Genomic DNA, 14,341 nt, shown 5'->3' on the forward strand with positions numbered 1-14,341 from the left:
CACACCATTACCTCAGCCGCAGCTTTTTCAGAATCCGATCACGGTCTTCGGTTTCCAGAATCAGACCGAAAAATCCGATCACCGCTACGAGCAGCACGATCCCTACATCGGCAAACAGCGAAGCCCAATGCTCCGGTCGTAACAGAGCACGCATGCCCAGGGAGACCGGCAGGGCAATCACGGTCGATATTACAACCGACTTGAGCGCGGTCAAGTAAAACGGTGTTACCGGGCTGTTCATGGTCCGGTAGAATACCTTGGGATAAATGAACAGGTATATCAGGAACTGTGGTATCGCGGTTCCCAACGCGACTCCTATGATTCCGTAATGCCCCACCAGAATCAAGGACAAGGCGATATTGGAAACGCCCTCGGCAGTAAGGATATAAAACAGGACCTTGTGTCGACTGACCCCGAACAGGACCGAGTTGGCAATCATCTGGGGCAGATAAATGGCGGCCGGGACAATTAAAATTTGCAGGACGGTGATCGATTCCGTGAAACCATCCTTAACCCAGAGAAGAATGAACGGTCCGCCAAAAATCAGCGCTCCGACACAGATCAAAGCCGAGAGATAATAAAGATACCGGGTTGAGCGCAGATATATTTCCATTACCTGGCGGTCATCTTGTTGGGCATTGATATGGCTGATGGTCGGCACAATCGGTACGGCAATAGCATTGATCGTATTCCGCAACTGTGTCACAATAGCCGCCGGGACTGCATAAACCGCAACTGCTTCCATCGAGAGAAACTTCCCAATAACGATGTTGTCGGTCTGGAAGATTACGATCCAGGCTGCCACGATCAACAGCGAATAGGAGCCGTATGTCAGCAATGCCCGGGTTTTCTCGCCGGTAATAGCCGCTCGCGAGAACTTAACCATCGGGAATTTCTTTCGACGAATCTGATAACGCCAACAATGCGAAATGATATTTACCACCAGAACCACCCCGGCCATCGCTGTCAGTCCCAATCCCAGTTCGAGCATTACTACGATTAACAGCGTTTGAATCAACATACCGCCGATTTCGAAGTAGTTAACGATGTCGGCTCGGTGAAAAGGCAGCAGTGAGGCAAACGGGATAAAGATATAGGTGACAGCCTGGTTGGTCCCAATCAATATCAGGGTAATCCGAGCCACTTCAAGGTACCGGGGCTCGATTTGGAAAAACTGAAGCACGCCAAACGCCAGCCCGACCGACAACGCTACGATCAGCAATGAGATAACGGTGTAGATTCGTGCTGCCGAACTGACCACCTGGTTGAGTTGGTCATAATCACCGGTGGCATAGTATTGGGGGATATATTTGGCGACAGCCTGGTTCATCCCGGCATCAGCCAGCTTCATATAGGCGATGAGAGAAAATACCAACGACCAAATCCCGTACTGGCTTTTACCCAGTTGGTCGATCAGGTACGGTGTAAAAAGAAACGTAATAGCCAGCGTTACCGCCATGCCGGCCCAGGAGGTGAACACGTTTCTGATTAATTGCTTAACAACTGTACTCATATAATGAAGATTCCCAACTGTTTATAGTATCGGAAGCTTCGTCGGGATCATGCGGCCAAGAAACAGACTTAGTCCACCTTTGAAAAGCTAAAGATTGCTGGAATTACCCCATTTGATTCCAACAACGCCGTATGGAACAACTTGTTCGACACCCCGTTTCTTGCCCCCGACCAATGGGAGTGTTGAAAAAGTCATACGCTCGGATATTCAGCAAAAACAACTGTAATACGGACGACACAAGGCCGCCCGCTATGTGAGGTTAGGGCTCTTGAACGCGTAGCGGCGGGGCTTGTCTCCGCCGCGATTGAGGTTTGTCAACAATCCCCCATCCGCAATTGGTTGAGCCTTGACAACTTTTTGCCCTATAGTATCTTAATTGATAGAGACGATTACACAACCGTCACCTTTGATCGTCTCTGTATTGGAACCGGGAGGGAACCCTTTGATCGCCGGGCAGGTTTTCCTGCGAATATAAATAGAGGATTTATGCCAACCGTTTTCGGACGACTACTCATTGCCATTGTAATTCCGGCCGTGTTGGTGTGTTTACCGATAACTATGTCCCAGGCGGCTGATCCGGTCGGACCGGTGCCGGGGAAGTTTATCATCAAGTTCAAACCGGGTGTCAAAGTCGATCCTTCCCGTATGGCGTTGTCCGCCGGCGAGAAACTCAGCCCGTTAAGCCGTCTGAAAGTCCAGCCGACTCTGGACGGAGCTGAGGTATTCGAGCGTTTTTATCAGTTCCAGTCGCCCGATCTCAGTCTCAACGCTTCAGAAGTCGCCGAGTTAATCGGGGCGGACAGGGTTGAGTCGGTTGAACCTGATTATTATCTCGAGTTTTTCGATCTGCCCACCGATGATCTTTTCCCCGATCAATGGTATCTCAATAACGAGGGGCAGCCTTATCTCGGAATCGAACGTAACGATGGCGAATACAATGATGTCCAGGTAATCAAAGCCGGTACTCCGGGGGCGGATATCAACCTGCGTCCGGTATATGACGATCCGCCCGCTGAAACTACCAGGGTGGTGGTGGCGGTGGTGGATTCGGGCACCGATCTTGAGCATCCCGAACTGGAGGGACGCATCTGGATAAATCCGGACGAAATTCCCAACAACGGCGTGGATGACGACCACAACGGTTTTATCGATGATACCTGCGGTTATGATATATCGGGCGATGTGACCTCACTATTCGATCCGGTGGGCGACAACGACCCGACCGATACTCACGGTCACGGCACTCATATTGCGGGGATTATCGCCGCCAACGCCAACGGCACCGGGGTGGTTGGTATTGCCCCATTTGCTGTGATAATGCCGGTTAAAATTCGACCCAATGCCACCACTTCGGTGGGAGCGGCCGGAATTGTATATGCCGTTAACGCCGGAGCCCAGGCAATCAATATCAGTTGGGGAACGCCGTTCGAATCGGCGGTGTTGCGTGAAGCGATTTCGTTTGCCCGTCGTAACGGTGTTTTTGTCGGTATCGCTCCGGGCAACACCGGCGACAACGAGCGATACTATCCGGCGGCTTACGATTCAGCTTTCGTCGTAGCGGCCGGTAACTCCGACGGTTATCAGGAGACCTGGTCAACTTACGGCGCTCATATTGACGTGGTCGCTCCGGGCCGGGACATTCTCTCACTTCGGGCTTCCGGGACCGATATGTACGCTGAAGCTTATGAACCCGGCGTCCGCATCGTGGATCACATTTATTACCTGGCCGACGGCACCTCCATGGCAACACCGGTGGTGGTCGGGGCAGCGGCGCTTATGCTCGGTATACATCCCGGTCTTACGCTCGATGCGATCGAAGAGGCGCTTCGCTATGGAGCCGATGATCTGGTTGATCCCTGGAATGTCGGCGATACTTTGTATGGTCCCGACACGATCAGCGGTTACGGTTATTTGAATGTGGCACAATCGTTGTCTTTGGTACAGGGAGGAGGCCTTCATTTTACTTCTCCCGTTCTGAGGAATCGATACACCGGTGATATTCCGGTGAAAATCGCCCCGGTTGTCGGTTACACCGGCTCGTGGCAACTTGATTATACTATTGGTCTCGATTCCGATGACTGGCAGTTTCTGGCCACCGGCGATGAATTGCCGGTCGATTCACTCATATACACTTTCAACGATCCCTCACTGCAAGGGTACATTAAGTTCCGTCTGACCGATAAATTCGGTTCGGTCGTAGTAACCAATTGTATCCACGTCCGTGGTCGAGGACTGGTTTTATCCAGTCCCATCGAGGGTTATGAAATGCAGTACAGTGTTTCCATCATCGGCGATGCCTATGGCCCCGACTATGATTCGGTCAAGGTTCAATACCGGAAACAGGGTGAAACACTTAAAACGCTTATGACCTCCACCGGTGAGTATTTCGACTCTCTGTTCGTTGAATGGGCGGTCAGTGGTGTGGACACCGGAAACTTCGATATCTACCTGAACGGATATTTTGGAGAGGATATCCTGACCGATTCCGTCGGTATCCTGGTTTCTTCGGCATTCGCTCAGGGTTGGCCCCGTGACCTGGCCGGTCTGGGCGCAGTCAGTCCCGTGTGTGACGATCTGGACGGAGATGGAATCCGGGAACTGATCATTGCCACTTCACGCGGTCTGATGGTGTTCGAGGCCAACGGTGAGGTACGGGCGGGATTCCCTGTCCTCGCTGGTGAGAATGTTCGCTGTGTGCCGGTCGTTTATGATATTGACCGCGATGGTAAAAAAGAGATCGTGTTCACATCGGCCGACGGTATTCACGCCTATAATCCCGACGGTTCCACGGTCGAGGGTTGGCCCGTTCTCTGCTACACCGGTCGCATTCCTTACGGTTATGGTTTCCCGAACCCGACCATTACCCGGCTTGGTGTTGATGAGGACTCGGCTATTGTCATTATCAATCGTATCGGACAGGTACTTGCTTATGAGTTCGACGGTTCCAGCTATTTCTTCTCCTTAGGTGGCCTGTTTGCCTCACTTGATCCGCGAGCTTCCGACTATTACTCCCTGGGCGGTTTCGCATCGCCGTTTGTCAGCGCTTGTGATCTTACCGGCGACGGACTTCAGGAATTGATTGCTTCATACACTTCTCCATATCCTTATTCGGGAATGGCTATATTCGACGGTCGCACCGGTCAACCGGCATTTGATGCTTTGTCGCCTATTCAACAGAAAGTGGTCGATGTTCACGGAACGGCGCTGGCTGATCTTAACGGCGATCAATTACCGGAAATAATCATTCTGGGTAGCGATACCACCGGCGTTCCGCATATCTATGCCAAGACTAACGGCATAATCGATGTCCCCGGTTTCCCGATAGCACTGCCGGATGTAGCGTCATGGATCGCCTCTTATCCGGTGGTTGCCGATTTGAATCTCGATGGTGTCCCGGAAATTCTCTGTACCTTCTTTGAATACGACATCGGCTCCATGTATATATTCAACGCCGACGGCACCGCATATCTCACTCGTGACGGTCGTCCTTACGGTGAAGTGTTCTACGATGATGTCACCTTTGCCACGCCAATGGTAGCCAATCTTACCGGTGATGAATATCCCGAGATTATTTTCAGGTCCGGCTATATTCTCCCCAGTACCGGTCAGGAGAGAGTTTATATTTTTGACCATGAAGTCAATTTATTACCGGACTGGCCGGTTACCACACCGGCCCGACCCGGCGAGGTGTTTTCATCGCGTTATTCGCCCGTAGTCGATGATCTGGACGGGGATGGTCTGGTGGAGTTGATGCTCGTTTCCGATGGACAGCAGATGCTGGTGTGGGATTTCGATGCCTCTTACGATGAGGGACGCAATCGCACCAAGCTGCTGGTAGATAATGTCAATTCCGGAATTCTGCGACTCCTGGGACCGGGGACGGATGTCGACGATGCTCCTTCGACATTGCCCCGGAAACTTTCTCTGGCGCAGAATTATCCGAATCCGTTCAATCCGAGTACGACGATCCGTTTCAATCTCGACCGAGGATCGGAAGTACGGCTGGAAGTGTTCAATATCCTCGGACAAAAAGTCGCGACATTGATCGATGAAAAACTTCCGGCCGGACAGCATGAAGCTGTCTTTGACGGCGGGGAATTGGCTTCAGGAATTTATCTTTATCGACTCCTGACAGACAGCTCGATTATGAGCAGGAAGATGATGTTGCTGAAATGAAGCGCCTGATGCTTATCATATTACTGCTGGCGCTGACGGTTTCTGCTTCAGCGCAGATCGGGACAACTCCTGACTATACCTTGTTATGGAATAACTTTAAAGCCGTACGATCAGTCGGATCCTATGTGCTGGCTATTTCCACTGATGGTGTCGCGGTGCTGGAGTACAATGTCGGGTTGGATCAGTTCGTGCATATCAATGAGTTATTCCTCGATCAGTCCCCCTCAAAAATGAAGGTTTATGGAGATACCCTTATTGTCCGTACGACCGGTGACAGCCTCATTGTGCTGAACCTGGCGGAGTTGCCCGAACTCTCGCGAATCGGGGCATTTCATACCGACTGGACTTTCGATGATTTCGAATACTCTCTGGGTTCGATTTATACTTCGAACTGGTTCGAGGGTATCTGGCGTTATTCCGGATCGTCGTTTAATTCGTACCATTTCGTCGATTCCACCATGAAACCGATTCTGGTGTCCCAATTAGAAATGGTAGGCGATACGCTCATGGCGCTGGACGAGTACAATGGTATTTATCGCGAAGTGGTCGATGAAAACGGTTTTACCGGTGAACGCGATTATCTATATACGCCTTTCCGCCTGAACTGCTTTCGACCGTTTGAGGGAGAGGTGCTGTTGTCGGAGACTAACGGTGGAATCTGGATCGGGGAGTTCGGCCGAGCCGGCTCCGGGATTACCCAATGGGTAACCGATACCGTTAGTGCGGTGGACCTGAGGTGCACCTACGACCTGTTCGTGATTGTCGACGAGCGTAACATCAGACTGGTTAATCGTTCTGACTCCACCGATGTGGTTGATATCGCACTCGATGAAATCAAAGCCGACGGTGATATTATTAGCCTGGTCGGTAATCGCCATTATGTGACGCCGGATCGTTATGGCGGACTGGTCTCAATCAATCTAGACAGCGCCATGGTGGAGAAGGTGATGTATCGTCCGGGACCGATCACCGGCTTGGAGATAATCGACGGTAAGCTCTTCACGGGCGGCACCGACAATCCGATCGATGTGTTCTCCTTTGATCTCTGCGACGGCCCCGTATACGAATTTACTCTTTTCGACGGCCTGGGCGGGATTGCCTCCATGGATCACAACGGTGACAGTCTGCTGGCTCTGTTCGATGGCCCCAACAAGCTCGGAATAATATCGAATGCCGTTTCCCGTGATGAATACTACTTGGAAAATTCAATCTCATTGCGACATCCTGATCCGCTGTCGATAGAATTCCGTGATCACTGGAACGACTCCTCATCGGCGGTGGTGGTAACCAGTCGACGCGATGTCTCCACCTATGCCTTGATCGATTCTTCGGCAGTGATGTTCGATGCCGCCTGGTCGATGTATCAGGGGATATTCGATGCTACCGTAATCGATTCGTTCCTGATTGTCTCGACCGAGAAACGGACTATTGTTGCCTATCGCATTCTTGACGGCGAGGATGTTCAGTATGCCGGCCAGGTTACTCTGGCGGTGCCGGCAACCGATCTGGTGAAAATAGGAGGGCAGGTTGTATATTTCGATGACGATAAAATGAACTATCTCTCCTGCAGCGAAACCGGACAGTTGTCACGAGACACAGTCGTGCAGCTCAAACTGCCGGTGACGCGGTCGGTTATCGACAACGACCGGCTGTTGACTGTCGGCCGGAACGGCTTTGCGATTTATGAGCTGGAGGGAAACTATCCGGAATTAGTCACGTACGGCGGTCGCGCCGGTTCATATATCGCAGCCGATTCCAATGTGGTCGTCACCTCGTCAGGCAGTTCGGTACATGTTTATTACTTGAATAAAGAGGATTCGGTCTCACCACCGCCTGAGTTGCCGGATCGGTTCTATCTCTCGCAAAACTACCCCAATCCGTTTAATCCGATCACGGCAATCGACTTCGAGTTGCAGGAAGCCGCTATTGTAAAAATAGAAGTGTTCAACCTGCTTGGGCAGCGAGTCGCGGTTATCCTGCATAATAAGATGAGTGCGGGACGTCAGACCGTTTATTGGGATGCCTCCGCCGTCCGGGGGGATCCGCTCGCCAGTGGGGTTTATATTTATCGCATGCAGGCCGGGGATTATGTCCAGTCCCGCAAGATGATGCTGCTCAAATAATCTCAGTCGTTGTCGATGGTCGGACTCTGCTTTTCAGCTTTTGCCTGATCCCTGAGGTCAATTTTATAGACGGTTTTCGTGACTGATGGATTCTGTGGGTCTATGACTTCGATTCCCGATGTCCCGTTTGCTTCGGCAGGGTTTTCTGTGATTTTGTTAACCGGGCCGTAATCGGTTGCATAATAGCGAGCGGTCAGAACATGATCCCAGGATCGCGCCAGGGCCGGTGCGGCGTAGTTCGCTCGTCCTTCCAGACGGAACTCATATTGACCGGCATCTTTGTAGTAAACTCGGGTAACATAAATAGGGAAATAGTTAATGGCGGTGTTGACATAGCCGCCCAAACCTGCCAGGGCATAGTATGGGAATTGAGAACTGCCGCCCTCGTATTCGTCAATCTGAATCAGTGCCACATTCGGTCCCGTGGTTCCACTGAGTTCGACATAGCATTTCCCTTCGAGAACGATATACCCCTCCTCGGGAATTTCGATCTCTACTACCGCCAAATCGGTCATTTCCATCGTGATTAGTGTGACCGGTGTGACCTCGAGGTCGACCGTCAGCCCCGGCTCATTGAATGTCTCTTCGGAACTGACCGAAGAATCCGGCAGGATCACTGCCTGGTTGCCGGTTAATCCGGCATGGAGACCGATGCCGATTTCGTCTTCAGGTTTCATCAGGAGCAACTGCCCGCCGATGTCGTTGGCTTTCATGATCGCCCGCTCGTGACCGTCTTCGGCGTACAGGTTGACTTTGTGAGCGTCAGGATTTAGGGCAATGAAAATCGAATCATTGTCGTAACGAGCGGCCAGGTCGCCCGCAACGGTTGCATACGGTACGGCCGTGATCGGGCTTCGCGGTTCCAGAATGATCGACTCCGCTGTTATTTGTACATATAGCCGGTCATATTCGGCAAAAAGCCCGTCCGGAAAGGGATTGACCGAACCCAGGAGATGGGCGAACAATCCCTGGTGTGAAATCACTTCGGTATTTTCCGACCAGAGGGGGGCGCCGCCGACGGAGTCCTCGTAGATACCGAACACGACGTTGTAGGAGTCGTCAGGCAGGGCATCCCCGGCATCGTCGGTCAATCGACCCTGAAAATTAATAACGACAGGCGCAGCCGCGGTTGTGCCGGCTATGACAGTTACAAGTAGACATGTTAAAAGCAGCTTGTTGATCATATCAGGACATTTCTTTCCATATTTGACCTTTTTGATGCGATACACCCTCAATATCGGCAACATCCCGTTTTTTTGCAAGACTTCCCGTTACCGGCAACATTTCAATTTCGTTGACCGACTATTGAATCTATCTTTCGGTGCTTTCGTTGATAGATGTATGAAAGCAACGACCTGACGGCCTGACTGCCGCCCAGGCCGCCACCTATGATCAGAGAGGATTTGCATGAGTAAATGGATGCTTGTTCTCGCGGCTTCGATAACCGCTTGTTTCGTGTCGGTTCAAGCCGCTGAATTCGCCGTCGATGTCCAGCATTTCAAGCTGGATAACGGCATGACTTTTCTGGTGGTGACACGCTCCACCGCTCCGGTCTTTTCCGGATTCATTTGTGCTGAAGTCGGTTCCGCTTATGAAAAAACCGGCAATATCGGCAGTGCTCATCTCCTGGAACACATGATGTTCAAGGGATCGGAAACGGTGGGGACTTCGAACTACGCTGCCGAGGCTGTTTTGATGGCACAGGAGGATTCGATTTGGGCGCTCATTGAGCAAGCCAATTGCGAGGAACCGTACATCAGGGCCAACAATCCCGAGAATTTGCCGGTGTTACAAGAGAAAATCGCGACCTTGCAGGCGGCTTTGGATTCGGTCACGCAGCTCAGTTCCGCTTATGTTATCCAGAATGAATTCGACCGTGTCTACACCGCCAACGGTGCAGCCGATTTCAACGCCACTACCGGTTACGATGTCACATCGTATTTCGTATCGTTACCAGCCAATCGCCTAGAACTGTGGTTCAACATGGAGTCGGATCGGCTTAAACATCTGGCTTTAAGAGAGTTTTTCCCGGAACGCGCGGTCGTTATCGAGGAACGTCGCCTGTCGGTCGAAAACTCGGCCGAAGTCAAGTTGTTCGAGCAATTGATCGGCACCGCCTTCATTGCCCATCCATATCAGATATTCTGGGAATGGCCCGAAGAAACAGGCGCCCTGACCCGCTCCGACCTCAGAGATTTTTTCCATACCTATTACATTCCCCAGCGTCTTACGGCGGTAATTGTCGGTGATGTGTCACTGGACGAGGTTAAGAGGCTGGCCAATCAATACTTTGGCGATATCCCCGCCGGTCGACAACCGGAGCCGATTCACACTCGTGAACCGATCCAGACCGGTGAACGGCGTGTGGAAGTGGAATACGAAGCCAATCCTGAACTATATATAGGTTATCATGCGACTGCTTTCGATGATCCCGATGAACCGGCGTTCCGGGTAATGCAGTCGATTTTGGCCGATGGTCGCACCTCCCGGCTCTATAAGTCACTCGTTCTCGATAAACAGTTATGTCTGGATGTCGCCTACGAGGTTTTCCCCGGCGCACCTTTGGGTGACAAATATGCACCGCTATTTTGCCTCTATGCTGTTCCCAAGGACGGCATTACCAGCGATGAGGTAGAGGCGGCGCTCTACGAGGAGACCGACCGGCTGAGTCGTGAACCGGTTTCCGAGCACGAGCTTCAGAAGATCAAAAATCGTTTGCGGGCCGAAGAAATCTGGTCCGCATATTCCAATCTCGGTCTGGCCATGCAACTTGGCAGCGCCCAGAATCTGGCGCACGATTATCATTATGCCGAACGGTTGCTGGAGCGGATGGGACAGGTTACTCCGGAGGATATCATGGCGGTTGCTTCCAAGTATCTGACCAGGGAGAATCGCACGGTAGCGGTATTGATCCCCGTAAGCGAAGGGGGTGAGCTATGAAACGCTTGACTATTCTATTAATTTTCACCGCTTCGTTGCTGTTGTGCATGGCGGTTCAGGCGGTCGATCCGCGTGATATGAAGTTCGAACCGCAGGAATTCACTCCTCCTCAACCGGAGCGCTGGGAGCTTGATAACGGTTTGGTCGTTTTCTTTCTCCCTAACGATGAGATCCCGATTTTTACAGCCCGCGCCCTTTTTCACGGCGGCACGATCTATGATCCAAGCGACCGGGCAGGTCTTTCTGAAGTTATGACCAGTGCCATGCGCTCTGGCGGCGCCGGCGGTCGTACTCCTGACGCAATCGATGAGGCGCTCGATTTTGTCGCTGCCGATATCAGCGCCAACGCATCATCGGATCGCCTGAGTTTCGGTATGCGTTGTCTGATAGAAGATATTGATTCGGTCTCCGTCTTGTTCGCCGACGTTCTTATGAAACCTGATTTCGATTCGACCAAGACCGCCATGGAATTGTCGAATCTGGAGAATGAAATTCTTCGCCAAAACGACAATCCTCATGCCGTAAGCCGAAGAGTGTTTTACCAGACCGTTTACAAGGATCACCCTTACGGTCGTTATGCCACATTGAAATCAATTGCGGGAATAGGTGTCTCGGATGTTGCCTCTCAGCATGATGCGTTTATATCTCCGTCGAACTGCATCTTGTCGATTTCAGGTGCGATCTCATCCGAAAATGTCAAGCAACTCGTAGAGAAACTCTTCGGTGACTGGACCGGTCCGACAGTTGTTCCCATCACCGATTTGAAAGCTGCCGACCAATTCACTCCCGGCGTGTATTATGCGGAAAAAGACATCAATCAGGCGAATATCCGATTCGGCCATCGGTGTCTTGACGACCATAATCCCGATCGGTTCGCTTTTGATGTGATGAACTTCGCCTTGGGCGGATCCGGTTTTACTTCCCGACTCACCAGGGAAGTTCGCACTACTCAGGGATTGGCTTACAGTGTTGGAAGCTATCTCAATAACCGTCCTCTCGGCGGAGTGTTTTTCGGCTATTGCCAGACGCGAGCGGATCAATTATCCCAGGCACTGAACAGTATGCTTGAAATTATCCGTCAGGTACGAGATTCGGGTATCACCCAGGAAGAACTTAGCCTGGCCAAGGAATCGATTATAAACAACTTCGTGTTTAACTTTGTCACCCCGAGTCAGATTGTCAATGCTCAGGCTGAACTCGAATTCGATGGCTTTCCCGTTGACCAGCTAAGTCGCGATCTTGAAGCCTATCGCGAAGTTACGCGGGAAGATTGCAATCGTGTCGCCCGTGAGTACTTACAGCCGGATCATGTCGCTATCGTTGTGGTAGGGCAGCGGACGATGTTCGACAAACCTCTGGAACAGTTTGGAAAAGTAATTGTTGTTCCAATGGAGATTGAATGAAAGCCGTTTGATTCCGTTTCTTAATTGACTTCGCTCTGTTTCGATGTAAAATAAGGAGGGCCGATTGTATTTAAGCAATCGGCCCTCAGACACTTGATTATGAGACGAATAGTCAAATACACAATTTTATCGATTACATATCTCCTGGTTATTCCGGCCGGTTGGTCGGCAAAGCTGCTTTATGTGCTCTTTAAGAGCCAGATGCTTTTTCATTTCTTCGCTGAATCTTTCAGTATGATTCCCGGTTATCCGGGACAGGCTGTCCGTGTCTGTTTCTATTACCAGACTTTGGAGCAGGCTCACCTGGATATGGTCGTGGCGTTTTTCGCAAGGTTCACCAAGATGCAGACCCGCGTGGGACACAATGTCACCATCGCCGGCCATGCCACGGTCGGTTGTGCCGATATCGGGGATAGAGCCGTAATCGGGAACAATGTCAACGTTCTTTCCGGTCGCCATCAGCATAATTTCTCCGATCCCGATACCAACGTCATGGACGGCAGCAGTTCATTTTATCGAGTCAGCATTGGCGCCGATTCGTTCATCGGTGATAAGAGTGTGGTCATGGCCGACATCGGAGAAAAGACCATCATTGGCGCCGGCTCAATTGTCGTTAAGCCTATTCCTGATTTATGCGTAGCGGTAGGTAATCCCGCTCAGGTTATCAAGCATCGCACCGTTACGTCTGAAGTTACCAGCACTACGATCTAAATCCCCATTTTTCATTAAATTGACTTATGATATATGCAACCTGTTGCGCAAATTTGTGCAATGATTAAACAGGTATGTTGCAGGTGATTTTCCTCCTGATTGTGACATTTGTTGACACATAATGACTTACGCGTTCTGGTCTGTTTATTGCTACATTAAAGGTGGGTTGTAGTATGGTATTACTACGGACCAATGATGTTTGGATATTAACTACGGAATGGAAGGCTAACCAAGGATTGCTATGAGAACGATTCGTATTTCATTATTCGCTGTCGCCGCACTGGCGATATTGGCGCTTTCAGCCAGCGCCGGAGTGTATGTTTACAATCCTGATCCAGTTGATTTAAACGGGCTTGACCACCATGAGTATTACCAGTGGGGTCTTAGTTGGGATCAGACCGATGAAACGGTGTACGATGTCGTTCTCACTTTTGACAACATCCGCAACTGGCAGCTCGAAGACAACCGGTTGTTCATCCATTTGCTCGATGAAGTCCCCCTTGGTCTCAACATTGGCTGGGACAACGAAGATGGTTTGATTGACTATTTCGAAGGTCAGGGCGTGCTGATCGATGCCTGGCAGGATACTCTCAGCACCGGCTGGGATTCTCCCGGGCAGACACTTACCTACAGCCTTCGTGATCTCGGTCTACTTGATATTTTCCTGGAGTATGCCTCCAGCGGTACTTATGGTTTCGCCTTCGATCCCGACTGCCATTTCTTCAACGACGGTGTTAGTGTCACTATCATCACAGATGTTCCCGAGCCGGTAACGATCGCTCTGTTCTCTCTCGGTTTAGTCGGTGTCGGTTATGGTGTCCATCGTCGTCGTTCCAAAAGCTGATAACTCTCTTCAGTCATAGCATTCTTGGAGACCGGCTCCCCATAAAGGAGCCGGTTCTCTTTATGGTATGACAGAAATTCCTGATATTACTTGACTTTGTTCCTATTTCGCCGGTTTCTGTAAGTTTGATCATAATCGTTTACTTGAACACAGGAGTTTGTTATGGCCACGGCCGAATCGGGCGATAAAGTAAAAGTTCATTATTCAGGAAAGCTGCAGGATGGAACGATCTTCGACAGTTCCGTCGACCGTGAGCCTCTGGAATTCATGTTGGGACAGGGACAGGTGATCCCGGGTTTCGATCAGGGCATCATGGGGATGGCGTCCGGTGAAAAGAAGGAACTCTCAATACCGGCGGATCAGGCTTATGGCCCGCGTCGTGATGAACTGATCGCACAAGTGAATCGCTCTGTTTTCCCGAACGAAATCGAGCCGGAAATCGGTAAGGTATTACAGATGGAGACCAAAGAAGGCCAGACGATCAACGTTCAGGTGACGGCTATCGAAGGCGACAACGTTACCCTTGATGCCAACCACCCCCTGGCCGGTAAAGACCTGTTTTTTGAAATAGAACTGGTTGAAATTACCAAGCCATAACCGTAACTCGGTTTTGATTCTCTCGCCGTCTTAC

Annotated in this window: 9 protein-coding genes; 7 read left to right on the plus strand and 2 right to left on the minus strand. The window is 51.0% G+C overall.

Annotation, left to right across the window (positions count from 1 at the left end):
* Positions 1-7: 7 nt before the first annotated feature.
* A complete protein-coding gene (locus PLF13_12695) occupies positions 8-1,513 on the minus strand; it encodes a polysaccharide biosynthesis C-terminal domain-containing protein (protein ID HOP08139.1) in 1,506 nt (501 codons plus the stop codon).
* Positions 1,514-1,999: 486 nt separating this feature from the next.
* Here PLF13_12695 and PLF13_12700 point away from each other — a divergent pair, with 486 nt between their 5' ends.
* On the plus strand, positions 2,000-5,689 hold the full coding sequence (locus tag PLF13_12700; protein ID HOP08140.1) for a S8 family serine peptidase: 3,690 nt from the start codon (positions 2,000-2,002) through the stop codon (positions 5,687-5,689).
* The gene (locus PLF13_12705; protein ID HOP08141.1) at positions 5,686-7,812 is read left to right on the plus strand and encodes a T9SS type A sorting domain-containing protein; all 2,127 of its coding nucleotides are present in this window, start codon (positions 5,686-5,688) and stop codon (positions 7,810-7,812) included. Before PLF13_12700 ends, PLF13_12705 begins: the two co-directional genes overlap by 4 nt.
* 2 nt (positions 7,813-7,814) lie before the next feature.
* On the opposite strand, the gene PLF13_12710 is transcribed toward PLF13_12705, so the two are convergent.
* Positions 7,815-8,996 carry a hypothetical protein gene (locus tag PLF13_12710; protein HOP08142.1) on the minus strand — a complete coding sequence of 394 codons (1,182 nt, stop codon included), beginning with the start codon at positions 8,994-8,996 and terminating at the stop codon, positions 7,815-7,817.
* A gap of 223 nt (positions 8,997-9,219) precedes the next feature.
* Between PLF13_12710 and PLF13_12715 the strand changes: the two genes are divergently transcribed.
* The 5 genes from PLF13_12715 to PLF13_12735 all read left to right on the plus strand — a co-directional run bounded on the left by PLF13_12715 (position 9,220) and on the right by PLF13_12735 (position 14,307).
* On the plus strand, positions 9,220-10,752 hold the full coding sequence (locus PLF13_12715) for a pitrilysin family protein (protein ID HOP08143.1): 1,533 nt from the start codon (positions 9,220-9,222) through the stop codon (positions 10,750-10,752).
* Entirely contained in the window at positions 10,749-12,155 is a 1,407-nt protein-coding gene (locus PLF13_12720; GenBank protein ID HOP08144.1) for a pitrilysin family protein, read from the plus strand. Before PLF13_12715 ends, PLF13_12720 begins: the two co-directional genes overlap by 4 nt.
* Positions 12,156-12,254: 99 nt before the next feature.
* The gene (locus PLF13_12725; GenBank protein ID HOP08145.1) at positions 12,255-12,866 is read left to right on the plus strand and encodes an acyltransferase; all 612 of its coding nucleotides are present in this window, start codon (positions 12,255-12,257) and stop codon (positions 12,864-12,866) included.
* Between the two features lie 241 nt (positions 12,867-13,107).
* Positions 13,108-13,710 (plus strand): PEP-CTERM sorting domain-containing protein, encoded by a 603-nt coding sequence (locus PLF13_12730; protein HOP08146.1) that lies wholly within the window; start codon positions 13,108-13,110, stop codon positions 13,708-13,710.
* A gap of 162 nt (positions 13,711-13,872) precedes the next feature.
* Positions 13,873-14,307 (plus strand): peptidylprolyl isomerase, encoded by a 435-nt coding sequence (locus PLF13_12735; protein HOP08147.1) that lies wholly within the window; start codon positions 13,873-13,875, stop codon positions 14,305-14,307.
* The last annotated feature ends 34 nt before the right edge of the window (positions 14,308-14,341 follow it).

The organism is Candidatus Zixiibacteriota bacterium (assembly GCA_035380245.1).
In the GTDB taxonomy this organism is placed as follows: domain Bacteria; phylum Zixibacteria; class MSB-5A5; order GN15; family FEB-12; genus DAOSXA01.

Bases quoted from the DNA above. Each gene is read 5' to 3' on its own strand.
- PLF13_12695 (HOP08139.1), bottom strand. From the start codon at position 1,513: ATGAGTACAGTTGTTAAGCAATTAATCAGAAACGTGTTCACCTCCTGG.
- PLF13_12700 (HOP08140.1), top strand. From the start codon at position 2,000: ATGCCAACCGTTTTCGGACGACTACTCATTGCCATTGTAATTCCGGCC.
- PLF13_12705 (HOP08141.1), top strand. From the start codon at position 5,686: ATGAAGCGCCTGATGCTTATCATATTACTGCTGGCGCTGACGGTTTCT.
- PLF13_12710 (HOP08142.1), bottom strand. From the start codon at position 8,996: ATGATCAACAAGCTGCTTTTAACATGTCTACTTGTAACTGTCATAGCC.
- PLF13_12715 (HOP08143.1), top strand. From the start codon at position 9,220: ATGAGTAAATGGATGCTTGTTCTCGCGGCTTCGATAACCGCTTGTTTC.
- PLF13_12720 (HOP08144.1), top strand. From the start codon at position 10,749: ATGAAACGCTTGACTATTCTATTAATTTTCACCGCTTCGTTGCTGTTG.
- PLF13_12725 (HOP08145.1), top strand. From the start codon at position 12,255: ATGAGACGAATAGTCAAATACACAATTTTATCGATTACATATCTCCTG.
- PLF13_12730 (HOP08146.1), top strand. From the start codon at position 13,108: ATGAGAACGATTCGTATTTCATTATTCGCTGTCGCCGCACTGGCGATA.
- PLF13_12735 (HOP08147.1), top strand. From the start codon at position 13,873: ATGGCCACGGCCGAATCGGGCGATAAAGTAAAAGTTCATTATTCAGGA.